We start from the raw sequence: 23,671 nt of genomic DNA, 5'->3' as shown, positions 1-23,671 counted from the left end.
GGCGCCTCTGAATGGTGCAAGGAACCTAGTGAGGCATGCCATCGGAACTGGCCAGAGAACAAATACTGGCGATAGCCTTGAGGCACATTATTTGAGCCCGTCGCGCGGCAAAGCTTGTGCGACGGGCTCCCCAGTCGTTATCCAGCAGCGTATTGTGTCGCTTGCCCCGCCACCACGAACCATGTGACCAGCAGCGCGTTTGCGAAGGCGCCGGGCAAATAGCTTGCGGTTCTTTGGTAGAGGAACGTGCTAATGATCGCCGCGGTTAGCAGCAGTGGCACAAACTGAAACATGACGATGGTGTTCAGTGGCTCGGATGGTGTCAGCAGTATGCCGTTGGAAAACAACGCGGCGTATTGCATGATCAAGAACACCAGAAACCCACCCATCAGCGCCAGCGCATTCAAGGTGTAGGTTGCGCGCAGGCTTTGCCCCGCAACAGACAGCCCCCCATGCAAAGCGCGCATTGCCAGAACGAAGTAGATCGTAAAGGGCACGAGATAGACCAGCGCTGTCACAAATCGTTCAGCGGTCAGCAATTTGACACCAACGAACCAGAAGCGAAAATCAACCTTGAGGAAGAAATCGACAATCACAGCCGAAAGGTAGGCCACAAATACCGCCACCCCCGCAAGCACCAGCGACCGGGCGGCTTTGATTGGGAAGGCGACTGGCTGCGTGCGGATCACGAGCCCGACAAGCCCTGCGACGGCACCGTTGATGACGGCCCAAAACGCAACCTGTGACGTGATGGTCTGAGGGAGTAATGCCGAGGCGGGAAACAACGATTCAGCAAGGGTGAAAAGCGGATAATAGTTCGCCACCGGGAACAGCGCGCTGAACAGAAATATTCCCCACCACTTTGGACCGCGCGTCGTATGCGCCGCAGCCACGGGTGTGGCTTGCAGGTCGCGCAACCAGGGCAGGGACAGTAGCCCGTTCAACGTGCCCATGATCAGCACTACGAAGCCTACCAAGCCGATTAATGTGGCAAATTCCTTGTAAAACCAGATTTGGTTGTCGGCAGGCAGCGGGCGGGCGCCGTCCAGCGTTTGCGCAAACCAATCCACCGAATGGCCGATAGCCGCCCGCGACAGGTGATCACCGGGGTGTGTGACAGGTGGTTGCCACAGGATGCGCGCGTTGCCTGCTGCTATGTCGCCATAAATTCTGCCTTCTTCTACGGGCGTTTCAGAACTGAAAAACGCCATCAATTTTGGGCTTTGTTCTACATCATCGGCCTTATCCACGCCCCACATGAGGCTTGAAAATTCGTCGTATGCAGAAAACACGACTGACACGTTGCGTGGCCAGTCTGCGGTACCTTCAGCTGCAAAGGGCGCGCCGACGCTGGACCCTTCTAGTACGATAGATTTGTAATCATCGGGATAGGTGGCTGCCGCCGCCAATACTGTCCAGCCGCCCATTGAGTGGCCTTCCATGCCGATGTTATCAACATCAACAATATCGAGACCGCGCAGATATTGCAGCGCTGCGGGCCCGCCGAAACCGGCCGAAAATGCGGCGCCTTCGGAGTAGCCATGACCAGTTTGGTCAATAGACAGAACCACATAGCCGCGCCGCGAATATTCAATGGCAAAGCCGGATTGAACCTCGCGGGTGTTGATATAGCCATGAACCGCCAGAATGGCCGGCGCTTTTGTTTGGGCCGTGACGCCTTCAGGCACGTAAAGTAGCCCGCTTTGCAGATTGCCATTGGCACCGATAAAGCGGACATCTTTAATGGTGACACCGTTTGTTGTTTGCACCAAGTGAGCCGCAATAGATCCGACAAATACCAACACCAGACCCAAAGCGAATATTCGCCAGTTCGTTTTCATGTTCTGTCTCTCCCTTCCGTTAATTAAAAAGGGGGGCCGATGGCCCCCCTGAATTAGTGATCAGTTGACGCCGTAGGTATCAGCATCAAGCCGGTCATAGATTTCGCTGCGCGCCAATGCAGCGAGTGCCTCCGTGTCGGTACGGTCAACATCTTTCAGCAGCGCTTCCCAGCGGTCGATGATCCCTTTGAAAGCTGTCAGAACTTGATCCGGGTTTTCCACACCGCGCGATGTTGCGTTTTCGATCAGCGCGGTTTCGTCGGCGACAACGAAATCAGCCAACGCTTGCTGCAAGGCCGCGTCAGGGTCCAGAACAGTCATGCCGGCGTCCTTGGCCGAAGCGACGGCTGTGGCAACATCGGCGTCAAAGGCGACGCGGTGCTGCGCCAGCTCATAAGCCATTTCATCGAACAGAACGCGGCGCTGTTCGGCGGTCAGCCCCTGCCAAAACCCTGCGTTATAGCCCCATTCAAACCCTGCGTAGTAGTTGCCGATGGCGAGAGTATTCATCGAGGTGACGACATCCTTGAGGCTAAAGCTGTCGAGGGCATCCGCAGCCGCAACCGCGCAATCCAGCGAGCCTGTGTCAAGCCCGGTGTACATTTCGCTTGACGGGATCGAAACCGGAACGGCACCGACAAATTCGGCAAAGCGGGACCAAGCGCCACCGGCCATGCGCATCCGCTTGCCTTTTACATCCGCTAGGGTCTCAACGTCTGTGTTGCACATCATGAAATACTGCGATGTTGAATAGCCACCGCCGAACACAACGCCATTGTCAGCCCATTCTGCGAGGGCGGCGGGGTATGTCAGTCCGAATTCGGTCGAGGCAAAGGCCATGACCATCGGATCGGTATTGTAGAACGCCATGTTGCCGATCAGGTTGGCAATCGGCAGTTCGGCCGGGGTGTAGGTACCGGCATGATAGCTGACCTGCGCCACACCATCGCGTACCCCCTGCAAGGACGAGGCTGGCGGCAGCAAGGAGCCTGCGGAAAACACACGGAACGTCACCTCGCCATTAGTGCGTTCGGCCACACGTTTGGCAAAGTCCACATAGGGGCCGCGCACCATCGAATGCCGCTCGGCGAAGAAATGGTTTGCGTTATACTCTTCGGCTGCCGCAGGCGCGGCAATGGCCAGCCCAAGCAACGTCGCGCTGAGAGTTTTAAATATTTTCATGGTCGTCTCCTCCAGTTGAAATTTTGTCAGTTGGTCATGAATGACGGCAGGAACAGGCTGATCGCGGGAAAAGCGATCAGCAGAATTAGGGTCAATAGATCCATGGCGATGAACCATGTTGTGCCGGACATGATGTCCTTAAGCTTTACCCGCCCGGCCAGCGCGCCGTGCAGGACATAAAGATTCAAACCCACGGGTGGCGTGACCAGACCGATCTCTAGCAGTTTGATGGTGATGATGCCGAACCAAATCAGGTTTACATCCGCCGCTTCCAGTACCGGCAGCAGGACGGGCAGGGTTAGCAGCATCAGACCGATTGAATCGATCACCATGCCAAGGATGACAAACAGCACCGCGATCATCACGATGATGATGATTTGGTTGTCCGACACCGCCAGCATGCCGTCAGCCAGTGCCCGCGGCACGCCCGACAGGCCCATAAAACGGGTGAACATGATGGCACCGATCGACAGAAAGAAGATCGACGACGTGGCGATCACTGTTTGGCGGATGGCCGTGCCCAGGGCTTGGCGCGTCAGGCTGCGGCGGAACGCAGCAATGGAAAGGGCCAAAAACGCCCCGACGCTGCCCGCTTCGGTTGGAGTAAAAAAGCCGCCAAATATGCCACCCAATACGCCAAAGATCAGCACTGGGAATGGCCAGACGGATAGCAAAAGCGTCCAAAATTGTGGCCATGCGAAGGGGTTTTTAACCGGCGGTGCGAGCGACGGTTTCAGCGTGCAGCGCACCGTGATCATACCCATATAAACAAGCGCGGAAACAACACCTGGGATCAGTCCTGCAATGAAAAGCTGGCCTATAGATTGCTCAGTAAAAATCCCGTAGAGCACCATAAGGATGGACGGCGGGATGAGTGAGCCCAATGTGCCGGATGCGGCCACCACTCCTGTAGCCAATGAAGGGTGATAGTTTGCCCGCAGCATTTCGGGCACAGCGATGCGCGACATGGCAGCGGTCGTGGCAATGCTCGAGCCCGAGGCAGCAGCGAAAAGACCGCATGCCCCGACACTGGCCGAGGCCAAGCCACCTGGTACCCGCGCCAGCAGCATCCGCAACAGATCAAAGGCACCTGCCGTCAGGCCGGTACTGGCTGCGATAAAGCCCATCAAGAGAAACATCGGAATGGCCGTCAGCGACCAATCCCCGATAAAGCTGAAGGGCAACGCGCTGATAATACCAAAAGCCGCCGTCAGATTTGTCATTACGGTGATGCCAATAATTGAGACAATCATCAGTGCCACACCAATCGGCGTGCGGATCGAAAGCAGCGCGAACAGGGCGGCAACACCGGCCCAACCAATCATAAGTGCACTCATCCCGCGGCCTCGTCAGTGGTGTTTCGCGTCACGGTTTTTCCCTGAATTACCATGATCACGCGCAGTAAAGCGGCTATCGCAGCCAGCGTGAAACCAAGGGGCAGCATACAACGGGCGGGCCAGACGATGATCTCTCGACTGCCCATCACCACTTCGCCCACACGAAAGGCGCGGATGGCGTCCTGCCCTGTGCGCCATGCAATCACAGCCAGAACGGCGGCTGTCGCCATCAGCGTAAGCAGCAGACAAACTTTCTGAAGCGGTGCCGGGAAGAGGTTGAACAACAAATCAACGCTGATTTGGTCATCCTCTAATTCGACAAGCGCCATGGGAAGCATGACGATACCAACCATGTAGTAATAGGATGAAATCTCGACCGTGCCCTGGATGGGGGCATTGAACGCGACCTTTAATACGACATCCAGCGTCACATGCAGCATCATAAAAAGCAGACCCGCGCCGCCTAGGTACATCAGCGTTTGCGTCAAGCGTCGAAATGCCGTTTCCATCTTTCCCCCCTTCATGCCACGCAAATTGCATGCGCATGCCTCCGGCTCCTTTCTTTTCTTGCCCAGCAGCTACAGGCAAATACCATTGCTTGATCGGTTGATCGCATTTCGTTATCAGTCTCAGCCAGAGAGGGCATTTCATGCAGAACAAACCATCAAGCCTTGGGATCCGGCATTTGCGCTATGCGCTCGCTGTTGCGGATGCGGGGGGCTTTCGTGCCGCAGCTGAAATGCTCAACATCGCCCAGCCAGCTATTTCGAAAACCGTGCGCGATACCGAAGAAGACATGGGGTTTGAGATCTTTGTTCGAGGCACCAAAACCGTTGAGATCAGTGAAAACGGGAAGCGGTTTCTAGACGATGCGCGTCAGACCGTGGCCCAGTTTGAACGCACCATTCGCGCGTCGCGGCGAAATGGGGTGGGCGATAGGGGCCATATCATTATCGGCTATTCGGCCTTGGCCACGTCCACTCAGTTGTCAGATGGGCTCGAAACGTTTCAGGCACTTTATCCAGGCGTTCAAGTGGAAATGCACGTCATGTCGACCGACACCATGATGCGCAACATCAAAACTGGTGCGATTGATTTGGGTTTTTTGATGGCGCATGACACGGTGCGTGATCCGGGCATTTCGCAGCGTGTTGTCTGGACCTCGCCCATCGGCTTGGTCGCGCCGCATGACGCTGCTGACATGACGTTGGACGCGCTGCGCGCTGCACCGTTTATCATGGGTGTCCGCGAGAATTGGCGGGCGTATCGCGCGCTGTTGGATGACGCATTTGAACAATCGGGCTTCACGCCGATCGTCGAGGACGAGGCATGGGATATTCACGTGATCCTGCAACGCGTCGCGGACGGGCGTGGATATACCTTCCATCCGATCACAGCAGAGTCGGCGATGCCTCGTGCACTGCGGATTATGCCGCTTGAGGAGCTTGATGCCGAGCTTTCGATTGCGATCGCCTGGAGCGCTGCGGCAGATACGTCCCTATTGCGTTTGTTTCGCGCGCAATATGCATCGCAGGCAAGTGTGACTGATCGCCAACCGTGATCGGCTGATCGTATATCTCTATTTGTTTTTCGGCCTGCAAAACTTGATTTCGAACGAAACGGACGAATGACAGGATTGAAAGCCATATGGAAAACGACAGCACCGCGCCTTTTCTTCTTGAAGGATCCCGTTGCGGTGTCTTGTTGCTGCATGGCTTTACCAGCACGCCGCAAAGTGTGCGCTATGTGGGCCACCGATTGCACGCGCTTTCCGGTGCCACGGTGATGGCCCCCTTGCTTGCCGGGCATGGGACGACGCCAGAGGATTTTGCCCAAACTGGTTTTCGCGATTGGTTGAATTCTGCAGAGGACGCGCTGGAGGCGCTAAGCGCACGGTGTACTACCGTTTGCATCGCAGGGTTGTCGTTAGGCGGGACGATTGCGTTGAACCTGTCGATCCGGCGCGGTGATCTAGTTGATCGAGTTGCCACAATCAACGGGTCAACGGGCCTCTATTCACCGCAACAAATGAAAGCGTTTTTTGAAGGCTGCGCGGAGGATTATCATCCTGGCATCGGTTCGGACATTAAGAACCTTGACAACAAAGAGATCTGCTATGATCGCATACCAAATTCCGTTGCCCAAGAACGGTATGTTTTGGTGACTGCAACAGGGCAAATGTTGCCACTGCTCGACAAACCTTTGTTGATCCTACAATCGCGTACGGATCATGTCGTCAGTTCTAAGAACGGCAAACGGATCGAAGGCGCAGTTGCCTCTCGTTCCATCACCTTTTGCTGGCTCGAAAATTCTTATCACGTGGCTACTCTGGATAATGATCGAGACTTGATTGTACAGGAACTTACAAATTTTCTGACCGCAGAATAGCTCTTGTCGCGTTGCCCTTAAATCTGAGACGCGAGGGAGTGGGCAAAACTTGGGGGTGTCTGTGTATGTTGGTGGTTCATTGAGAAGGGAACTGCCATGGAAGTGCGGATTATTGTCGAGACAACATTTGAGAACGGAACCACAAAGCGGCATCGTGTCGGCTATCTATCCCGCCCGTTTCGGCGGACGCAGCCTGAGGGGTTCGGGTTGTTGCTCGAAGATGCGAAGATCATCCTGCGGCAATTGCAGAATGCGATCCTGCGCGACCAGATTGAGGAAATTTCCGCAGCCAGCAGGATCTGTCCGGACTGCGACGGGGTACGGGCTATACATGATTATCGGTCGCGTGTGCTCGACACACTTTTCGGCAGGTTCAAGGTCAAAGCGCCGCGGATTCGCTGTTGCGCCTGCAATGCTAAATCCGATGTTGTCTTAGGCGGACCGCTTTCGCCTCTCGCTCGCTTTTTTCCGGACCGCTCGACCCCGGAAATGTAACGCCTTCAGGCTGAACTCGGGGCACGATATTCTTTCCGGGAAGCGGCACGAATCTTGGAAACCTTTGTGCCTTGCGCGAAGCAGGTGAATACATCGGTGCGCAACCGTCTTGGCAAAGTCGCAAGGAACATCGACGCCATTGAGCAAACTGAGCCGGTGGTTGCGGCGGCCGTCGAAGATCCGCCTGCGTTGACGGTTTTCTTGGACGGCGCGCATATCCGATGCAGACCGGAATACCAGAAACGACACCTCGATGTTGTGGTGGGCAAGATCGAAAGCCACGACAAGTGCCGCCGCTTTGGCCTTGTTCAACAGGCGGTGCTGTCACCTGCCAGCCAGCTTCGCCAGGACTTGAGGGCTCTCGGTTGGGATCGCGGAAAAACCGTCACGGTGATCTCGGACGGGGAACCCGCCCTGCCAAACCTCGTGCGCGGCGCAGTCGGTGGAAAGGTCCGCCACATCCTCGACTGGTGGCACATTTCGATGCGTATTCAGCACATCGAGAACGCGGTGAAGGGCCTGCTGCAGGTCAGGGGCTTTTCCGGCATTCCAGTGCTGTTCAAACGTCCGGCCGAAGCGCTGCGATGGTACCTGTGGCATGGAAAAGTCCTGACTGCCACGACCAGTCTGCAATGGTTGATGGTCGATTGCGCCCGGCTGGGTACAGATGACCGCGTGGCAACTGAAGCCGTCCGGCGGGTGCAAGCCCGGTGCCGAGACCTCTATTCCTACCTTGCGAACAACATGGACAGCCTGACCGACTATGGTCGGCGGTACCGCACGGGTCTTCCGATTTCTTCGTCCCGGGCTGAGGGCTGCGTGGACGACATCGGCAACACCCGCATGGGAAAGCGACGCCGCATGAGATGGTCACCCAAGGGAGCCCACCGGGTGGCTGTTGTCCGCGCCGCCGTTCTCGACGGTCGGCTAACCGGAACCTACCAAAGAGCAGCCGCATGACCCCCAAGTTTTGCCCACTCCCTCACACCCTGCCCTTGGGTCGCGCGAATCGACTGGCAGAGGTTCGTCTTGGGGTTCAGGCAATACTCGCACTCGCGGCATTCGGGCGTGTAGAGCGGGATCACATGATCGCCCACCTCGAGCGAGGTCACGCTCTCGCCCACTTCGACGACGACGCCCGCGCCCTCATGGCCGAGGATCGCCGGGAACGCGCCCTCGGGATCGGCGCCCGAGAGGGTGAAATCGTCGGTATGGCACAGACCAGTTGCCTTGATCTCGACCAAAACCTCGCCCTTTTTCGGGCCGTCGAGGTTCACTTCCATGATCTCCATGGGTTTTCCGGCCTCGAGGGCCACGGCGGCGCGTGTTCTCATTGCAGATCTCACTTGAATTTATGTATAGACATATAAGGCGTCACCACGCTGTAGAAAGCGTGACTGGCCCCGTCAAGCATTTGGCGTCATCTGGGATGAAAGGAAGAAATCATGCAGCTGCTGAAGGGCGTCGATCTAGTGGAGGTGTCGTGGAAGAACGGCGGCGGCATCACCCGCAATATCGCAGAAGGCAAGACGGCCCTTGGCCCGGCATGGCGACTGAGCCGGGCTGATGTGGCCGGGGATGGGCCTTTCTCGAATTTCGCGGGGCTGCGGCGAGTCCTTACCGTTATCTCCGGCGCTGGCATGGACCTTGTGCACACGGATGGCACCCTGCGCGCCGATCCGCTAAAGCCGGTGGCGTTCGATGGGGGCCTGCCCGTCACGGCGCGCCTGCTGGACGGGCCGCTGACCGATCTGAACCTGATGTTCGATCCGGCCCATTGCGACGGCGCGGTCCGCCTGTTGCGTGGTCCGGCGGCGCGGGATGTAACCCCCCCGCCTGCCGGGATCACGGCGATTCACGTCGTTCATGGCAGCCCGCGTGTTGCGGGCGATGCGCTGTCGGTTGCCGATACCGCGTTTTTGAATGGGCCTGCGGATCTGGAGCTGGCCGAGGGCGACGCTCTGCTGGAGATATCCTTGCGGTATCTTGATCAGAGCGCGGCCATAACGCTGTGCATCGCGGCGCGATAGCGCGCGACGATCCCCTCGCGCGCGACATGCGCCCCGTCCTTGACCATGTGCCGCCCGGCAGACCAGACATCGCTCACCGCGCCGTCCGTCGCGGCAAAGACCAGACCATCCAGCAACTGGTGGCGCGGCAGCGCCATCAGCGCGGTGTCCTGGCTGTCGATCGCCACCAGATCGGCCAGCTGGCCCACTGCGATCGTGCCCGAGTTGCGGCCCAGGGCCTGCGCCCCGCCGCGCGCCGCGCCGGTATAGAGCATGTGACCAACCGACCCCTCCTCGACGACCATGACATTGCGCGCCATGTCGCGCAGCCGCTGCGAATATTCCAGCGTGCGCAACTCCTCGGTCAGTGAGATCCGCACGTTGGAGTCCGACCCGATGCCGAAGGCCCCGCGCGCCTGCAGATAGGCGGGTCCGTTGAACGGGCCATCGCCCAGATTGGCCTCGGTGATCGGGCACAGGCCCGCAACCGCGCCTGAATGGGCCATCGCCCGCGTTTCGGCGTCGGTCATGTGGGTGGCGTGGATCAGGCACCATTCCGGCGTGACATCGGCATTCGCAAACAGCCAGTCGACAGGGCGCGCGCCCAGCCACGCCTCGATATCGGTGACCTCCTTGGGCTGCTCGGCGATGTGGATATGGACGGGGCCGCCCTCATGCGCGGCCAGCGCGGCCGCCAGATCATCCGGCGAGGTGGCGCGCAGAGAATGGGGCGCGATGCCGACGCGGCAATCCTCGGGCAGCTCTGCCACCGCTCGGCGCGCATGCGCGACCAGATCGCCGAAACGATCCACGCTGTTGCCGAATCGTGCCTGTCCCGGCTGCAACGGCGTCTGTCCCGCGCCGCCATAGGTATAAAGCACCGGCAGATGCGTCAGGCCGATGCCCGACACCTGCGCGGCGGCAGCGATACGCGCCGAAAGCTCTGCCAGATTGTCATAAGGCCCGCCGTCCGGCTGGTGATGCAGGTAATGAAACTCGCCGACGCTGGCATATCCCGCCTCCTGCATTTCGAGGAAAACGAAGGCGGCAAACGCCTCGATATGCTCGGGGCTGAGATGCGCGGTAAAGCGATACATCAGATCGCGCCATGTCCAGAAGCTGTCTTTGCCAGCTGCGCGGTATTCCGTCATGCCCGCCATCGCGCGCTGAAAGCTGTGGCTGTGCAGGTTGGCAAGCGCGGGCAAAACTGTGTCGACGCGCAAATCATCCGGCCCGGCGCTGGCGCCTGCGGTCACCTCGGTGATCGTGCCGGCCTCCATGCTCAACCGGACATCGCCAGCCCACCCATCCGCCAGAAGCGCCTGTTTCGCGAAAATCATTTGACTGCCTTTCGAAAGTTTATGTATAGACATATACAGCGCCCAAAGCCGTTGGAAAAGCGAAACCTCAGCCATTTTGGACAGTTTATGACAGATAGCAGCACCCTTTACGTCGATTTTACAGCCGCAACCATGGTGCCGGGGGGTGACGCTTATGGCCTGATCGAAGATGCCGCGATCGTCGTCAAGGATGCGCGAATCGCCTGGGTCGGCCCGCGCGCGGATCTGCCGTCCCGGTATGACGGCACAGCGGGGCAGAGCCTCGGGGGGCGCCTCGTGACGCCCGGCCTGATCGACTGCCACACCCACGTCGTGCATGGCGGCGACCGCGCGGGCGAGTTCGAGATGCGCCTCAACGGCGCCAGCTACGAAGAGGTGGCGCGCGCCGGCGGCGGCATCGTCTCGACCGTGACGGCAACCCGCGCGTCGGATGTGGACCGGATGGTGGCGGATGCCCTGCCCCGCGTCGATGCGCTGCTCTCCGAGGGCGTATGCACGCTGGAAATCAAATCGGGCTACGGCCTCGACACCGAGACCGAGCTGCGGATGCTACGCGCCGCGCGCCGCATCGGGCACGAGCGTCCGGTGCGGGTCTGCACCACGTTCCTCGGCGCGCATGCGGTGCCAGCCGAATATGACGGCCGCCCCGACGCCTATATAGACGAGGTCTGCATCCCCACTCTGCGCAAGGCCCATGCCGAAGGGCTGGTCGACGCGGTCGACGCTTTTTGCGAAGGCATCGCCTTTTCGCCCGAACAGGTCAGCCGCGTCTTTGACGTTGCGGGCGAGCTGGGACTGCCGGTCAAGATCCATGCCGAGCAGCTGTCGAACCTCGGAGGCGCGATCATGGCGGCAGAGCATGGCGCCATCTCGGCAGATCACATCGAATATCTGGACGATGCCGGCGTCGCCGCGCTGGCGAAGGCCGTCACCATCGCCGTCATCCTGCCCGGCGCCTTCTACACCATCCGCGAGACCCAGGCCCCACCCATCGCCGCCTTGCGCAAGGCAGGCGTGCCGATGGCGCTGGCGACCGACAACAACCCCGGCTCGTCCCCCCTGACCTCGCTGCTCTTGACCATGAACATGGCCTGCACCCTCTTTCGCATGACGCCCGAAGAGGCGCTGGCCGGCGCGACGCGCAACGCGGCTGCCGCACTGGGGCTAGATGATTGCGGAACCATCGCCGAGGGCAAGCGCGCCGATCTGGCCGTCTGGGAGGTCAAGACACCGGCCGAGCTGAGCTATCGCATCGGGTTCAACCCGCTTCATTCCCGTATCTTCGGAGGCATTTCGTGACCACGCTTACCCTGACGCCCGGCGCCGTGACGCTGGACCATCTGGCGCAGATCTATTGGAGCGAGGCCGCCGTGCGCCTCGATCCCGCGTGCCATCCGGATATCGAGCGCGCCCATGCGCGGATCGCCCGCGCCGTCGCCGGAACCGATGCCGTCTATGGCGTCAATACCGGCTTTGGCAAGCTGGCCTCTGTCAAAATCGCGTCCGAGGATACGGCCACGCTGCAGCGCAACCTGATCCTGTCGCATTGCTGCGGCGTCGGTCCGGCCATTCCGCGCCGCATGGCGCGGCTGCTGATGGCGCTCAAGCTGCTCAGCCTCGGGCGCGGCGCGTCGGGTGTGCGGCTCGAGCTGACACATCTGATCGAAGCGATGCTGGACAAGGGCGTGACGCCCCAGATCCCGGCCCAGGGCTCGGTCGGGGCGTCGGGCGATCTGGCACCGCTTGCGCATATGGCGGCCGTCATGATGGGCCATGGCGAGGCCGAATTCGGCGGCACGGTGATGGCGGGCGACAAGGCGTTGGAGGCCGCGGGCCTCAGCCCGATCGAGCTGGGCCCCAAAGAGGGGCTGGCGCTGATCAACGGCACGCAATTCTCCACCGCTTTCGCGCTGGCGGGCCTGTTCGGCGCATGGCGCGCGGCGCATTCCGCGCTGGTCACATCCGCGCTCTCGACGGACGCCATCATGGGCTCGACCGCACCCTTGCAGCCCGAAATTCACCAGCTTCGCGGGCATCGCGGTCAGATCGAGGCAGGCGAGACGATGCGCGCGCTGCTCAGCGGTTCGGAAATCCGCGAAAGCCATGTGGACGGCGACGCGCGCGTGCAGGATCCCTATTGCATCCGCTGCCAGCCGCAGGTGACGGGCGCCGCGATGGATGTGCTGCGCCAGGCCGCGCGAACGCTGGAAATCGAGGCGAATGCAGCAACGGACAATCCGCTTGTGCTGACCGAGGCGGATCTGATCGTCTCGGGCGGTAACTTTCATGCCGAGCCGGTCGGCTTTGCCGCCGACATGATCGCGCTGGCCGTGGCCGAGATCGGCGCCATCGCCCAGCGGCGCGTCGCGCTGATTGTCGATCCGGTGCTCAGCCACGATCTGCCTGCCTTCCTGACGCCGCGTCCGGGGCTGAATTCGGGCTACATGATCGCCGAAGTCACAACCGCCGCATTGATGAGCGAGAACAAGCATCTGGCCAATCCTTGCGTTACCGACAGCACGCCCACTTCCGCCAATCAGGAAGATCACGTGAGCATGGCGGCGCATGGCGCGCGGCGCCTGATGCCGATGCTGGACAACCTCACCCGCATCCTCGGGGTGGAACTTCTTTGCGCGGCGCAGGGCGTCGATTTCCGCGCACCATTGGCCACCAGCGCCGCGCTGGCCCGCGTTGTCGCGCGTGTGCGCCAAGAGGTCAAGACGCTGGGCGATGACCGCTACATGGCCCCCGATCTGGAGCGCGCGGCGCAGATGATCGCCACGGGCGCCATCATCGAGGCGGCGGGCACCCCGATGCCGGAGCTGGGCGCATGACACCTGTAGAAGTTACCCGCGGCGACAGCCCCATCGTTCTGGGCCTGCCCCATACGGGCACCCATGTGCCGGACGCGATCATGGCGGATCTGAACGAGCGGGGCCGCGGCCTCGACGATACCGATTGGCATATCGAGCGGCTCTATGACGGGCTGCTGCCCGGTGCCACGACGGTGCGGGCGACCTTCCACCGCTATGTGATCGACGCCAATCGCGACCCGTCGGGCGCGTCGCTCTATCCCGGTCAGAACACCACCGGCCTCGTGCCGCTGACCGATTTCGACGGGCATGACATCTGGCACCGCGCGCCCGACACGGACGAAATCGAAGAGCGCCGCCTGAGCTATCACGCGCCCTACCACGCAGCTCTCAAAGCCGAGATGGAGCGGGTGAAGGCGATCCACGGCATCGCGATCCTCTATGACTGCCATTCGATCCGTTCGGAAATCCCGTTTCTTTTCGATGGCGTGCTGCCCGATTTCAGCATCGGCAACAATATGGGCGCCACCTGCGATCCCGCGATCGAAGCCATTGTCCAGGACGTTTGCGCCGCTGCCGAAGGCTATAACAGCGTGCTCAACGGACGTTTCAAGGGCGGCTGGACGACGCGTCACTATGGCCAGCCCACGCACGGCATACACGCCATCCAGATGGAACTGTCGCAAGCGACCTATCTGAGCGCCGAAAATCCGCCTTGGAGCTATGACAGCGCCAAGGCCGAGCGTCTGCGCCGTCCCCTCAAGGACATTCTGACCCAACTGGCCGATCCGGCCCTTATCGCAAAACTCACGCCCGGAGGCACCTCATGAGCAATTCCCGCAAGAACACGCGCGACATCTATCCCGCGACCGGCAGCGAGATCACAGCCAAGACCTGGATGACCGAAGCGCCCATGCGGATGCTGATGAACAACCTGCATCCCGATGTGGCCGAAAACCCGCACGAGCTGGTCGTCTATGGCGGCATCGGGCGCGCCGCGCGCACCTGGGACGATTTCGACACCATCGTGGCCAGCCTCAAGGATCTCGAAGAGGATCAGACGCTGCTGGTGCAATCGGGCAAGCCCGTGGGCGTCTTTCAGACCCACAAGGACGCGCCGCGCGTGTTGATCGCCAACAGCAACCTCGTGCCACATTGGGCGACCTGGGACCATTTCAACGAACTGGATAAGAAGGGTCTGGCGATGTACGGCCAGATGACCGCCGGATCGTGGATCTATATCGGCAGCCAAGGCATCGTTCAGGGCACCTACGAGACATTCGTCGAGGCCGGCCGCCAGCACTACGATGGCGATCTGACCAGCAAGTGGATCCTGACCGGCGGACTTGGCGGCATGGGCGGCGCGCAGCCGCTCGCCGCCGTGATGGCCGGCGCCTGCTGCCTCGCGGTCGAGTGCAATCCCGACAGCATCGATTTCCGCCTGCGCACCCGCTATGTCGATGAAAAGGCCGAGACGTTGGACGAGGCGCTGGAAATGATCGACCGCTGGACCAAGGCGGGCGAGGCCAAGTCGGTCGCCCTATTGGGCAATGCCGCCGATGTCTTTCCCGAGCTGGTCAAGCGCGGCGTGCATCCCGATATCGTCACCGACCAGACCAGTGCCCACGATCCGGTCAATGGCTACCTACCGCAGGGCTGGACCATGGCCCAGTGGCGCGACAAGCGCGAGAGCGATCCCAAGGCCGTCGAGAAAGCCGCCCGCGCCAGCATGAAGGTGCATGTCGCCGCGATGGTCGATTTCTGGAACGCGGGTGTGCCGACGCTGGACTATGGCAACAACATCCGCCAGGTCGCGCTGGAGGAAGGGCTGGAGAATGCCTTTGCCTTCCCGGGATTCGTCCCCGCCTATATTCGCCCGCTTTTCTGCCGCGGCATCGGCCCCTTCCGCTGGGCTGCCCTCTCGGGTGATCCCGAGGATATCTACAAGACCGACGCCAAGGTGAAGGAGATCCTGTCGGAGGACACGCATCTGCACAACTGGCTCGATATGGCGCGCGAGCGGATCAGCTTTCAGGGTTTGCCCGCGCGCATCTGCTGGGTCGGCCTCGGGGTGCGTCACAAGCTGGGCCTCGCCTTCAACGAGATGGTCCGCAGTGGCGAGCTGAGCGCGCCCATCGTGATCGGCCGCGATCACCTTGATTCAGGCTCGGTCGCATCGCCCAACCGCGAGACGGAGGCAATGAAGGACGGCAGCGATGCCGTATCCGACTGGCCGCTGCTCAATGCGCTGTTGAACACCGCCTCGGGCGCGACCTGGGTGTCGCTGCACCATGGCGGCGGCGTCGGCATGGGCTTCAGCCAGCACTCGGGCATGGTGATCTGCTGTGATGGTAGCGAGGATGCCGACCGCCGCATCGCGCGTGTCCTCTGGAACGATCCGGCCACCGGCGTCATGCGCCATGCCGATGCGGGTTATGAGGAGGCGCTGGACTGCGCCCGCAAGCAGGGGCTGAACCTGCCCGGCATCCTCTGATGCGCTTTCGCCGCCGGGGCCCTCCCCGGCGGCAATCCCACCCTACCAGCCGCCGAACCGCTCCCATTGCATGAGCGGACCGCCCTTGGCGGGAATGACGTTGTAGTGCCCATGCTGCGACGCGGTCGCGCAGGCATGGTTGGGCAGGATGCGCAGGCGCGTGCCTATAGGCAGAGCGGGCATGGCCGCGCTTGATCCGGGGCGCACGGCAATCGTCCCATGCTCCTGACTGGTCTGGGTGACGATCAGATCCGGGATCGGGCGCCCCGCTTCATCGCAGACCAGGCCATAGCCTTGATCCACCTCCTGCGCCGCCGTGCCACGATCTCGTGACAGCGCCATCCAGCCCGCATCGACCATGATCGAGCCGCGCGCGGGCTGATGGCCGATCACCGTGGTCAGCACCGACAGCGCGATATCGTCCACCGCGCAGGCGCCGATGCCCGCCATCACCAGATCGAAGAATACGTAAACGCCCGCGCGCAGCTCGGTCACGCCGGTCAGATCCGTCGCGGCATGGGCAGTGGGGGTCGACCCTGCGCTGATCACCGGGCATGGCAGTCCTGCGCCGCGCAGCGCCTCGGCGGCGCGCACCAGCGCGGCGCGCTCGACCTCGGCGAATTTGGCCTGCGCGGCGCGGCCCACCGCGCCATAGCTCTGGCCCGCGTGACAGAGGACACCCGCCAATTCGGCGCCCCCATCCTGCAGGATGCGCCCGATCTCGATGATTTCCGGATCATCCGGCACCAACCCGCTGCGATGGCCGTCGCTGTCGATCTCGATCAGCGCCGGAATGGCAATGCCCGCATGGCTCGACGCGTCTGCAACGGCCCGCGCCTGCGCGGCGGAGTCGACAAGGACCGTCAGGCGGCACCCGGCGCGGTGCAGATCCAGAACGCGGTCCAGCTTGTTCAGGGCGATACCGACGCCGTAGGTGATGTCGCGGATCCCGGCAGCGGCAAAGACCTCGGCCTCGGCCAGGGTCGAGACCATCGCAGGCCCGTTACCGCCCGGCAGCATCCGGTGGGCCACCTCCACCGATTTGCCGGTCTTCAGGTGCGGGCGCAGCGGCACTCCGAGGCTGGCCGCATGGGCCGCGAGACGCTCGATATTGCGCGTCATCCTGGCCTCGTCGACGATCAGGCAGGGCGTCATCAGGGTGGCGAGTGATTGGGTGCTCATAGCGTGTCTTTCGATTGCAAAGGGCGCTCAATAGCGCGTCGTCATCCGGTGGCCGGGGCGGTACGTGAGCCGGACGAAGGTGTTTGCATCCCCCTCGAACCACGTCGCCCGTTCGACTGTAAAAAGCGGCGCACCGGTGTCGCAGGCCAGATACTCGGCCAGCGCCCTATCGGCCAGCGTGGCGGAAAAGCTGATCTCGGCCGTCGAGAAGGGAATGGTCGAAACCAGCCATTCATTGGGCCCGACCTGCGAGAAGTCGGCATCTCGCGCCTGCGGCAGAACCTCGAGATTGATCCAGCGATCCTCGTGCTGGAACGGATCGCCATCGGCGTAATGCATGCAGACGAGGTGCAGCGCGTCGGCCCCCTGCCCCAGCTGAAGCCGCGTGCGCAGCCAGTCGGGCGCAGTCTCGATGCTGCGCGACGCAAGGCTGTAGCGATATTCGGCGCCCTTGTCCTCGATCTCGCGGCGCACAAGCGGAATGTCGAAACGCGCCTGCCGGATCGGACTTGCGCGGACTCGCGTGCCTGCCTTGCGCCGCCGCTCGATCAGGCCGTCATCCGCCAGCTCGCGCATAGCGCGGTTCACGGTCGCGCGGGCGCAGCCATAGGTTTCCGCAAGCTCGATCTCGTTCGGGATAAGGCTGCCGGGCTGCCAATGGCCGCTGGTGATCTTGGACAGGATGTCCGATTTCACATCCTTGTAAGTGGCATTCATCGGGCAAGCCTTCGCATAAGTTCGCGCTATTGCACTTATAGTCTATATCTTATCCCACACCAAGCCTGCGGCGCGACCTTGTAGATATTCTAAACGACGGCGCATCAAGCCTGCGCTTGCGGGGCTAGGCGACCTCAATCACCCTATATATAGTCTAGACATAAACGGAATCCCTTGGACAAGAAGCGGTTTAGATGCGGACTATCCTGTCGATCATTCTGAAAAGACTGCTGGTCGGATGCATGACGCTTTTCGTCGTGACGATCATCATCTTCGGCGCCATCGAAATGCTGCCCGGCGACATCGCGACCGAGGTTCTTGGCCAGGCCGCGACCGAAGAAAGCCTGAACGCTTTTCGCGAGAAATACGATCTGAACCGGTCCCTGCCCGCGCGCTACCTGTCATGGCTTGGCGGCGCCGTCACGGGCGATTTCGGCATCAGCCTCGCCAATCAGCGCCCCATCTCCGAACTGATCGGCCAGCGCGCGGCCAACACGTTTTTCCTTGCAGGCTATGCCGCCGCGATCGCGGTTCCGATCGCCGTGGTGTCGGGCATGCTGGCCGCGCTCTATAACGGATCTGTCTTCGACCGGATGCTCAGCAGCTCGACTTTGGCCGCGATCTCGTTCCCCGAGTTCTTCATCGCCTATATCCTGATCCTGATCTTTTCGGTGGCACTCGGCTGGTTTCCCAGCCTCGCCAATGTCGATCCCGGCACGGGCCTCGGCGAGCGGCTTTACCTGACGTTTCTGCCCGCGATGACGCTGACGCTGATCGTGCTGGCCTACATGATGCGCATGACTCGGGCGGCGATTCTGAACCTCTTGGCTCTGCCTTATATCGAGATGGCGCATCTGAAGGGGATGAAGCGCTGGCGCGTGATCGCGGTTCATGCCCTGCCCAATGCGCTCGCGCCGATCATAAACGTGATCGCGCTGAACCTTGCCTATCTGATCGTCGGGGTGGTGCTGGTCGAGGTGGTCTTCGTCTATCCCGGCCTGGGTCAGATCCTGGTCGATGCGGTGTCGAATCGCGATGTGACCGTGGTGCAGGCCGCCTGCCTGATATTCGCGGCCACCTACATCATTTTGAACCTCGCGGCGGATATCCTGTCGATCATCGCCAATCCCCGCCTTCTGCACCCGAGGTAGCGCCGTGAACGAAATACTATACACCTTGCGCGGCGCGCCGGTTTCGGCTTGGATCGGCATCGCGATCATCGGTCTCTACGCCGTCCTGGCCATTGCCGCGCCGCTGCTGGCCCCCTATCCCGAGGCGGCCTCGGTGGGTGCGCAATATCAGCCCTGGGCCGCGCCACATTACCTTGGCACCGATGCGCTGGGGCGCGACGTGCTCTCGCGTCTGATCTACGGCGCGCGCAATACGGTTGGCATCGCGCTGGCCACAACGGCGCTGGCCTTCCTTCTAGGCGCGACCATGGGCCTTCTGGCCGCTACCCTCGGCGGATGGTTCGACGCGATCAGTGCGCGCGTGGTCGATGTGCTGATGGCGATCCCGGCGCTGATCTTCGCGCTGCTCATCCTGACCATCACCGGTACATCGGTCCTGGCCCTGATCTTCGTCATCGCCATCCTGGACAGCACCCGTGTCTACCGCCTGTCGCGCGCCGTCGCCCAAGGCATTCTGACAATGGATTATATCGAGGTGGCGCGGATGCGCGGCGAGGGCCTGTGGTGGCTGATCCGCAAGGAGGTGCTGCCCAATGCCGCGGCGCCCCTGATCGCGGAATTCGGCCTGCGCTTCTGCTTTGTCTTCCTCTTCATCTCGGCGCTGTCATTCCTCGGCCTCGGCATCCAGCCGCCCACCGCCGACTGGGGCGGCATGGTCCGCGAAAGCGCCAAGCTGATCGGCTTTGCCGATTTCTCGACCTGGCAGACAGCGACATTCGGCCTTGCGCCGCTGCTACCTGCCGGGGCCATCGCGCTGCTGACCATCGGGGTCAACCTGATCGTCGACTGGGTGCTGCACATGTCCTCGGGCCTCAAGGAGTAACGCATGAGCGATCTGCTGCTGGAGATGACCGATATCCGTATCGAGGGACGCTCCGACCGGGCATGGAAGCCCATCATCAAGGGTGTCGATCTGGCGCTGAGGCGCGGCGAGATCCTGGGCCTCATCGGCGAGAGCGGCGCCGGCAAATCGACGCTGGGCCTCGCCGCCATGGGCTATACCAAGGGCGGCTGCCGGATCAGCGGCGGCTCGATCAGGTTCGACGGGCAGGAGCTGGTAGGTGCGAATGCCAATACCCTGCGCAAGCTGCGCGGCAAGCGCATTGCCTATGTCGCGCAATCCGCGGCCGCAGCCTTCAACCCAGCCTACAAGCTGATCGACCAGTATTCCGAAGGCCCGGTCAAGCATGGCGTCATGAGCCGCGCCGAGGCGCAGCGCGATGCGGTCGAGCTCTATCGCAAGATCCGCCTGCCGGACCCCGATCAAATCGGCTTTCGCTATCCGCATCAGGTCTCGGGCGGGCAGCTTCAGCGCGCGATGACGGCGATGGCCATGTCCTGCCGCCCCGATCTGATCGTCTTCGACGAGCCGACGACCGCGTTGGACGTGACCACCCAGATCGAGGTTCTGGCCGCGATCCGCGACATCGTGCGCGAATACAACACCGCCGCGATCTACATCACGCATGACCTGGCGGTCGTCGCGCAGATGGCCGACCGGATCAAGGTGCTCTTGCGGGGCGAGGAGGTCGAGGATGCGCCCGCGCGCGACATGCTGGCCAATCCGCAAGAGGAATACACCAAATCCCTCTGGGCGGTCCGCGATTTCCGCCGCGATCCGATGCCCCCGCAGGAGGAGGGCATTGCGCCACTCCTGGAGGTCGAGCGGGTCACGGCGGGCTATGGCGCAGTCACGGTCCTCAAGGATATCGACCTGACGATCACGCGCGGATCGACCGTCGCGATCGTCGGCGAAAGCGGATCGGGCAAGTCCACCCTCGCGCGTGTCGTGATGGGCCTCTTGCCGCCGTGGCAGGGCTCGATCGAGTTCGACGGCACGCCCCTGCCCGCCTCGAGCCGGGATCGCACGCCTGATCTGCAACGCCATGTGCAGATGATCCACCAGATGGCCGATACCGCGCTGAACCCCAAGCAGCGCATCCGCGAGGTGCTTGGCCGGCCGCTGGAGTTTTTTCTCGGCCTCAAGGGCGCCGCCAAGGAGGCGCGCATCCGCGAGCTGCTCACCCTGATCGAGCTCGATCCGGACGAATTCATCGACCGCTTGCCCGGCGAGCTGTCAGGAGGGCAGAAACAGCGCGTCTGCATCGCCCGCGCACTGGCGGCCGAGCCCGAATTCATCATCTGCGACGAGGTGACTTCCGCACTCGATCAGCTGGTCGCCGAGGGCATCCTGCGCCTTCTGGACCGGCTGCAGCGCGAGATGAACCTGACCTACATGTTCATCACGCATGATCTGGCGACGGTTCGCTCCATCGCGGATACCGTGGTGGTGATGCAACGCGGCGTCATCGTCGAGCAGGGCACCAAGGACGACATCTTTACGCCGCCCCACGCCCCCTATACCGAGCTTCTTCTGTCATCGGTGCCTGAAATGGATCCCGAGTGGCTGACCCGGCTTCTGGCCGCCCGGGGCGAAAGCGGGCAAGGCGCGTCATGATGGGTCTTGCGTTCGGCACCTTGTCATCGCCCCTCGATCTCGATGCCGCTGGCAAGCGGGCGGGGCAATACGGCCTGACGCATTCGGGCAACCGGCACGCCTTTTCGGCAATCCGCGCACCGCTGGGCGTGATACGCGGCGAGGATGGCCCCACCGCCCTGATCTGCGGCGGCAACCATGGCGACGAATATGAAGGGCAGATCATCGCCCGCCGGCTCTTCGAGCGGCTCGAGCCCGAAGATCTGCACGGCCGCCTCATCCTCGCGCCCGCGCTCAACATGCCTGCGATCGAGGCCGTCAGCCGCACATCGCCGCTGGATGGCGGCAACCTGAACCGCTCCTTCCCCGGAGAGGCCCATGCCGGCCCCACCCGCGAGATTGCAGGTTTCGTGGCCACGCAGCTCATGCCGCTGGCCGATATCGCCATCGACCTGCATTCGGGCGGGACGGGCACCGCCTATCTCGACGCCGCCTATCTTTGCCTTTCGGGCGATGCGGCCCGCGATGCGCAAACCCGCGCCATGGCCACGACAATGGGCCTGCCTTTCGCGATGGTCGTGCCGCCCGGCGACACACCCGGAGATTTCGACGGTGCCGCGCATGCGGCGGGCTGCGCCATGCTGTCCTGCGAGCTGGGCGGTGAGGGCAAGGTGTCACGGCGCGCGCTCGAGGCAGGCTGGCAGGGTGTCTTGCGCGTGCTGGTTGACGCGGGCATCCTGCACGAGGCGGCAGCGACGCGTCTGGGGGCGGGACCCGCGCCGCAGACGCGGTTTCTGGATCTCGGCGCCGCTTCGGCGGCTGTCACATCGGATCACCAGGCGCTTGCCGAGCCGCTGGTTGCGTTGGGCGAGGCGGTCAGCGCTGGTCAGCCTATCGCCCGCCTGCGCGATCTGCATCGTCTGGACGTTTCGGCCATTGACCTGACCGCGCACGTCGCAGGCATTGTCGCCATTCAGCGTGCAGGCGCGATTGTCGCGCCCGGCGATCATCTTTGCGTTATCTGCCCGGAACTCTCCGGCACGGCACTGGATGCCCTGCTGGAGCAGACCGCGCGCGGCGCGCCCTAGATATCCAGCACTACGGCCCCCTTGGGGCGGGCGCAGCAGATCAGCACCTCGCCCGGCGCGGGCGGGTTCAGCGGATCCTCGAAATATTCGACCTCGCCCGACACAAGCGCGCATTTGCACGAGTTGCAGATCCCGGCGCGACAGCTGAATTCAGGATTGAGGCCGGCATTCTCGGCCAGCTCCAACAAGGAGGCCGCACTGCCATCCCATGTCGCTGCCTTGCCGGATTTACGGAAGGTCACATCGCCCACGGCCGCAACGGGCGCAGCCTTTGGGGCCAGCTCGACCGCGGTTTCGTCGCTGGCCCAAGCATCGGGATTGGTCAGAAAGGTCAGCGAGCGGATGGAGGCCGCCGCCTTCGACGCCGCTTTAGACGGCTTTTCTGCAGGCGTGGCACTCATCTGGTCCAGCGACATGGCCTTGCCAAAGAACTCATAGGCAATCCGGTCCTTCGGCAGGCCCAGTTCCTGCAGCAACTGATACATCGCCGCCATGAACGGAGCGGGGCCGCACAAATATGCCTCATAGTCGCCGATGGGGACGTGATCTTGCAGAAACGCCTTGTGGATCATGCCCTCGGCATGATGGCGCGCGGCGCTGCGGTCCTCATCCGTGGGCGTGCGATAGACAAAGAGAGTGCGGATGTTGCCACCTGCAAGCGCCTCGACTTCATCGCGCAGCGCGTGGACCGCGCCATTCTCGCAGGCGTGGATGAAATAGACGTCGCGCCCGCTATCCTTGAGGCTGTGCAGCATCGACACAAGCGGCGTCAGCCCGACCCCGCCCGACAGGAGCAGAACGGGACGGCGGCTTGTCTCGTCGAGGACGAAACCGCCGCGCGGGGCCGCGATCTCGATCTGGTCGCCTTCCTGCACCCCGTCGTGAAGCCAGCACGATCCCACGCCATCGGGCGCGCCGCCCTGCCCCGCCTCGCGTTTCACCGTGATGCGGTGGGCCTGCCCGTCGGAAACATGGTTCGAGACCGAATAGGTCTTGAGCACCGGAGCGTCCGCGCCCGGCACCCGCAGTGTCAGGTATTGACCGGGCAACGGAGACCAGAGCGGCGCCCCATCCGCCGGCTCGAGATAAAAGGAGGTGATGATGTCGCTCTCGCGCAGCTTGCGAGCGACCCGGAACGCGCGGAAACCGCCAGCCATG

At 62.1% G+C, this 23,671-nt stretch carries 19 protein-coding genes and 2 pseudogenes; 12 read left to right on the top strand and 9 right to left on the bottom strand.

Translation table 11 applies throughout. From position 1 onward, the window contains the following. Window positions 1-137: 137 nt before the first annotated feature. From NANH_RS0100905 to NANH_RS25055, 4 genes are read right to left on the bottom strand one after another with little or no spacing between them, the layout of a single operon-like run. Window positions 138-1,841 carry an alpha/beta hydrolase family protein gene (locus NANH_RS0100905; protein ID WP_027260357.1) on the bottom strand — a complete coding sequence of 568 codons (1,704 nt, stop codon included), beginning with the start codon at window positions 1,839-1,841 and terminating at the stop codon, window positions 138-140. 60 nt (window positions 1,842-1,901) lie between these two features. Further along, window positions 1,902-3,023, bottom strand: a complete 1,122-nt coding sequence (locus NANH_RS0100900; RefSeq protein WP_036049117.1) for a C4-dicarboxylate TRAP transporter substrate-binding protein — start codon at window positions 3,021-3,023, stop codon at window positions 1,902-1,904. Between the two features lie 26 nt (window positions 3,024-3,049). Beyond that, window positions 3,050-4,360 carry a TRAP transporter large permease gene (locus tag NANH_RS0100895; RefSeq protein ID WP_027260355.1) on the bottom strand — a complete coding sequence of 437 codons (1,311 nt, stop codon included), beginning with the start codon at window positions 4,358-4,360 and terminating at the stop codon, window positions 3,050-3,052. Then, entirely contained in the window at window positions 4,357-4,869 is a 513-nt protein-coding gene (locus NANH_RS25055) for a TRAP transporter small permease subunit (protein WP_074920686.1), read from the bottom strand. Before NANH_RS25055 ends, NANH_RS0100895 begins: the two co-directional genes overlap by 4 nt. Window positions 4,870-5,009: 140 nt before the next feature. On the opposite strand from NANH_RS25055, the gene NANH_RS0100885 reads away from it, so the two are divergent. The 3 genes and pseudogenes from NANH_RS0100885 (at window position 5,010) to NANH_RS25050 (ending at window position 8,203) form a co-directional block, all read left to right on the top strand. Then, the gene (locus NANH_RS0100885; protein WP_027260354.1) at window positions 5,010-5,921 is read left to right on the top strand and encodes a LysR family transcriptional regulator; all 912 of its coding nucleotides are present in this window, start codon (window positions 5,010-5,012) and stop codon (window positions 5,919-5,921) included. An 86-nt stretch (window positions 5,922-6,007) separates the two neighbouring features. Continuing rightward, complete coding sequence (locus NANH_RS0100880) at window positions 6,008-6,748, top strand: alpha/beta hydrolase (protein WP_027260353.1); 741 nt, start codon at window positions 6,008-6,010, stop codon at window positions 6,746-6,748. Window positions 6,749-6,844: 96 nt separating this feature from the next. Next, window positions 6,845-8,203, top strand: a pseudogene (locus NANH_RS25050) (ISKra4 family transposase). 23 nt (window positions 8,204-8,226) lie between these two features. Here the strand turns inward: NANH_RS25050 and NANH_RS0100870 are convergent. After that, window positions 8,227-8,577: pseudogene (locus NANH_RS0100870) on the bottom strand (alcohol dehydrogenase catalytic domain-containing protein); the annotation flags it as partial. A gap of 111 nt (window positions 8,578-8,688) precedes the next feature. Between NANH_RS0100870 and NANH_RS0100865 the strand changes: the two are divergent. Then, entirely contained in the window at window positions 8,689-9,273 is a 585-nt protein-coding gene (locus NANH_RS0100865) for a HutD/Ves family protein (protein ID WP_027260351.1), read from the top strand. Here the strand turns inward: NANH_RS0100865 and NANH_RS0100860 are convergent. Continuing rightward, window positions 9,234-10,592 (bottom strand): formimidoylglutamate deiminase, encoded by a 1,359-nt coding sequence (locus tag NANH_RS0100860; RefSeq protein ID WP_027260350.1) that lies wholly within the window; start codon window positions 10,590-10,592, stop codon window positions 9,234-9,236. The two genes, NANH_RS0100865 and NANH_RS0100860, sit on opposite strands and share 40 nt — an antisense overlap. A gap of 87 nt (window positions 10,593-10,679) precedes the next feature. Here NANH_RS0100860 and hutI point away from each other — a divergent pair, with 87 nt between their 5' ends. From hutI to hutU, 4 genes are read left to right on the top strand one after another with little or no spacing between them, the layout of a single operon-like run. Further along, window positions 10,680-11,891, top strand: a complete 1,212-nt coding sequence (gene hutI, locus NANH_RS0100855; protein ID WP_027260349.1) for an imidazolonepropionase — start codon at window positions 10,680-10,682, stop codon at window positions 11,889-11,891. Beyond that, complete coding sequence (gene hutH / locus NANH_RS0100850) at window positions 11,888-13,426, top strand: histidine ammonia-lyase (protein WP_027260348.1); 1,539 nt, start codon at window positions 11,888-11,890, stop codon at window positions 13,424-13,426. Before hutI ends, hutH begins: the two co-directional genes overlap by 4 nt. Beyond that, window positions 13,423-14,235, top strand: coding sequence for an N-formylglutamate deformylase (gene hutG / locus NANH_RS0100845; protein ID WP_027260347.1), 813 nt, complete (start codon window positions 13,423-13,425; stop codon window positions 14,233-14,235). The genes hutH and hutG overlap by 4 nt, the downstream gene beginning before the upstream one ends. Then, a complete protein-coding gene (gene hutU / locus NANH_RS0100840; RefSeq protein ID WP_027260346.1) occupies window positions 14,232-15,899 on the top strand; it encodes a urocanate hydratase in 1,668 nt (555 codons plus the stop codon). Before hutG ends, hutU begins: the two co-directional genes overlap by 4 nt. A 42-nt stretch (window positions 15,900-15,941) precedes the next feature. Here hutU and NANH_RS0100835 read toward each other — a convergent pair whose 3' ends face one another. Together NANH_RS0100835 and NANH_RS0100830 are read right to left on the bottom strand one after the other, a co-directional pair. After that, window positions 15,942-17,081: an alanine racemase gene (locus NANH_RS0100835; RefSeq protein WP_027260345.1), complete on the bottom strand. Its 1,140-nt coding sequence runs from the start codon at window positions 17,079-17,081 to the stop codon at window positions 15,942-15,944. A 27-nt stretch (window positions 17,082-17,108) separates the two neighbouring features. After that, the gene (locus NANH_RS0100830) at window positions 17,109-17,798 is read right to left on the bottom strand and encodes a UTRA domain-containing protein (RefSeq protein WP_027260344.1); all 690 of its coding nucleotides are present in this window, start codon (window positions 17,796-17,798) and stop codon (window positions 17,109-17,111) included. Window positions 17,799-17,992: 194 nt separating this feature from the next. Here NANH_RS0100830 and NANH_RS0100825 point away from each other — a divergent pair, with 194 nt between their 5' ends. Genes NANH_RS0100825 through NANH_RS25045 form a run of 4 tightly spaced genes read left to right on the top strand, consistent with a single transcriptional unit; the run spans window position 17,993 to window position 22,513 of the window. Next, complete coding sequence (locus NANH_RS0100825; RefSeq protein WP_027260343.1) at window positions 17,993-18,949, top strand: ABC transporter permease; 957 nt, start codon at window positions 17,993-17,995, stop codon at window positions 18,947-18,949. Window positions 18,950-18,962: 13 nt separating this feature from the next. Further along, window positions 18,963-19,811, top strand: a complete 849-nt coding sequence (locus tag NANH_RS0100820) for an ABC transporter permease (protein WP_036049131.1) — start codon at window positions 18,963-18,965, stop codon at window positions 19,809-19,811. Between the two features lie 3 nt (window positions 19,812-19,814). Continuing rightward, window positions 19,815-21,446 (top strand): ABC transporter ATP-binding protein, encoded by a 1,632-nt coding sequence (locus tag NANH_RS0100815; RefSeq protein WP_027260341.1) that lies wholly within the window; start codon window positions 19,815-19,817, stop codon window positions 21,444-21,446. Beyond that, complete coding sequence (locus NANH_RS25045) at window positions 21,443-22,513, top strand: succinylglutamate desuccinylase/aspartoacylase domain-containing protein (protein ID WP_051372181.1); 1,071 nt, start codon at window positions 21,443-21,445, stop codon at window positions 22,511-22,513. The genes NANH_RS0100815 and NANH_RS25045 overlap by 4 nt, the downstream gene beginning before the upstream one ends. Here the strand turns inward: NANH_RS25045 and NANH_RS0100805 are convergent. Continuing rightward, window positions 22,510-23,670: a 2Fe-2S iron-sulfur cluster-binding protein gene (locus NANH_RS0100805; protein ID WP_027260340.1), complete on the bottom strand. Its 1,161-nt coding sequence runs from the start codon at window positions 23,668-23,670 to the stop codon at window positions 22,510-22,512. The two genes, NANH_RS25045 and NANH_RS0100805, sit on opposite strands and share 4 nt — an antisense overlap. Between the last annotated feature and the right edge of the window lies 1 nt (window position 23,671).

Source organism: Sedimentitalea nanhaiensis DSM 24252, from assembly GCF_000473225.1.
In the GTDB taxonomy this organism is placed as follows: Bacteria; Pseudomonadota; Alphaproteobacteria; order Rhodobacterales; family Rhodobacteraceae; genus Sedimentitalea; species Sedimentitalea nanhaiensis.
Note: the sequence above shows the minus strand (reverse complement) of the source record. Positions and strands in the feature narration are given on the sequence as shown.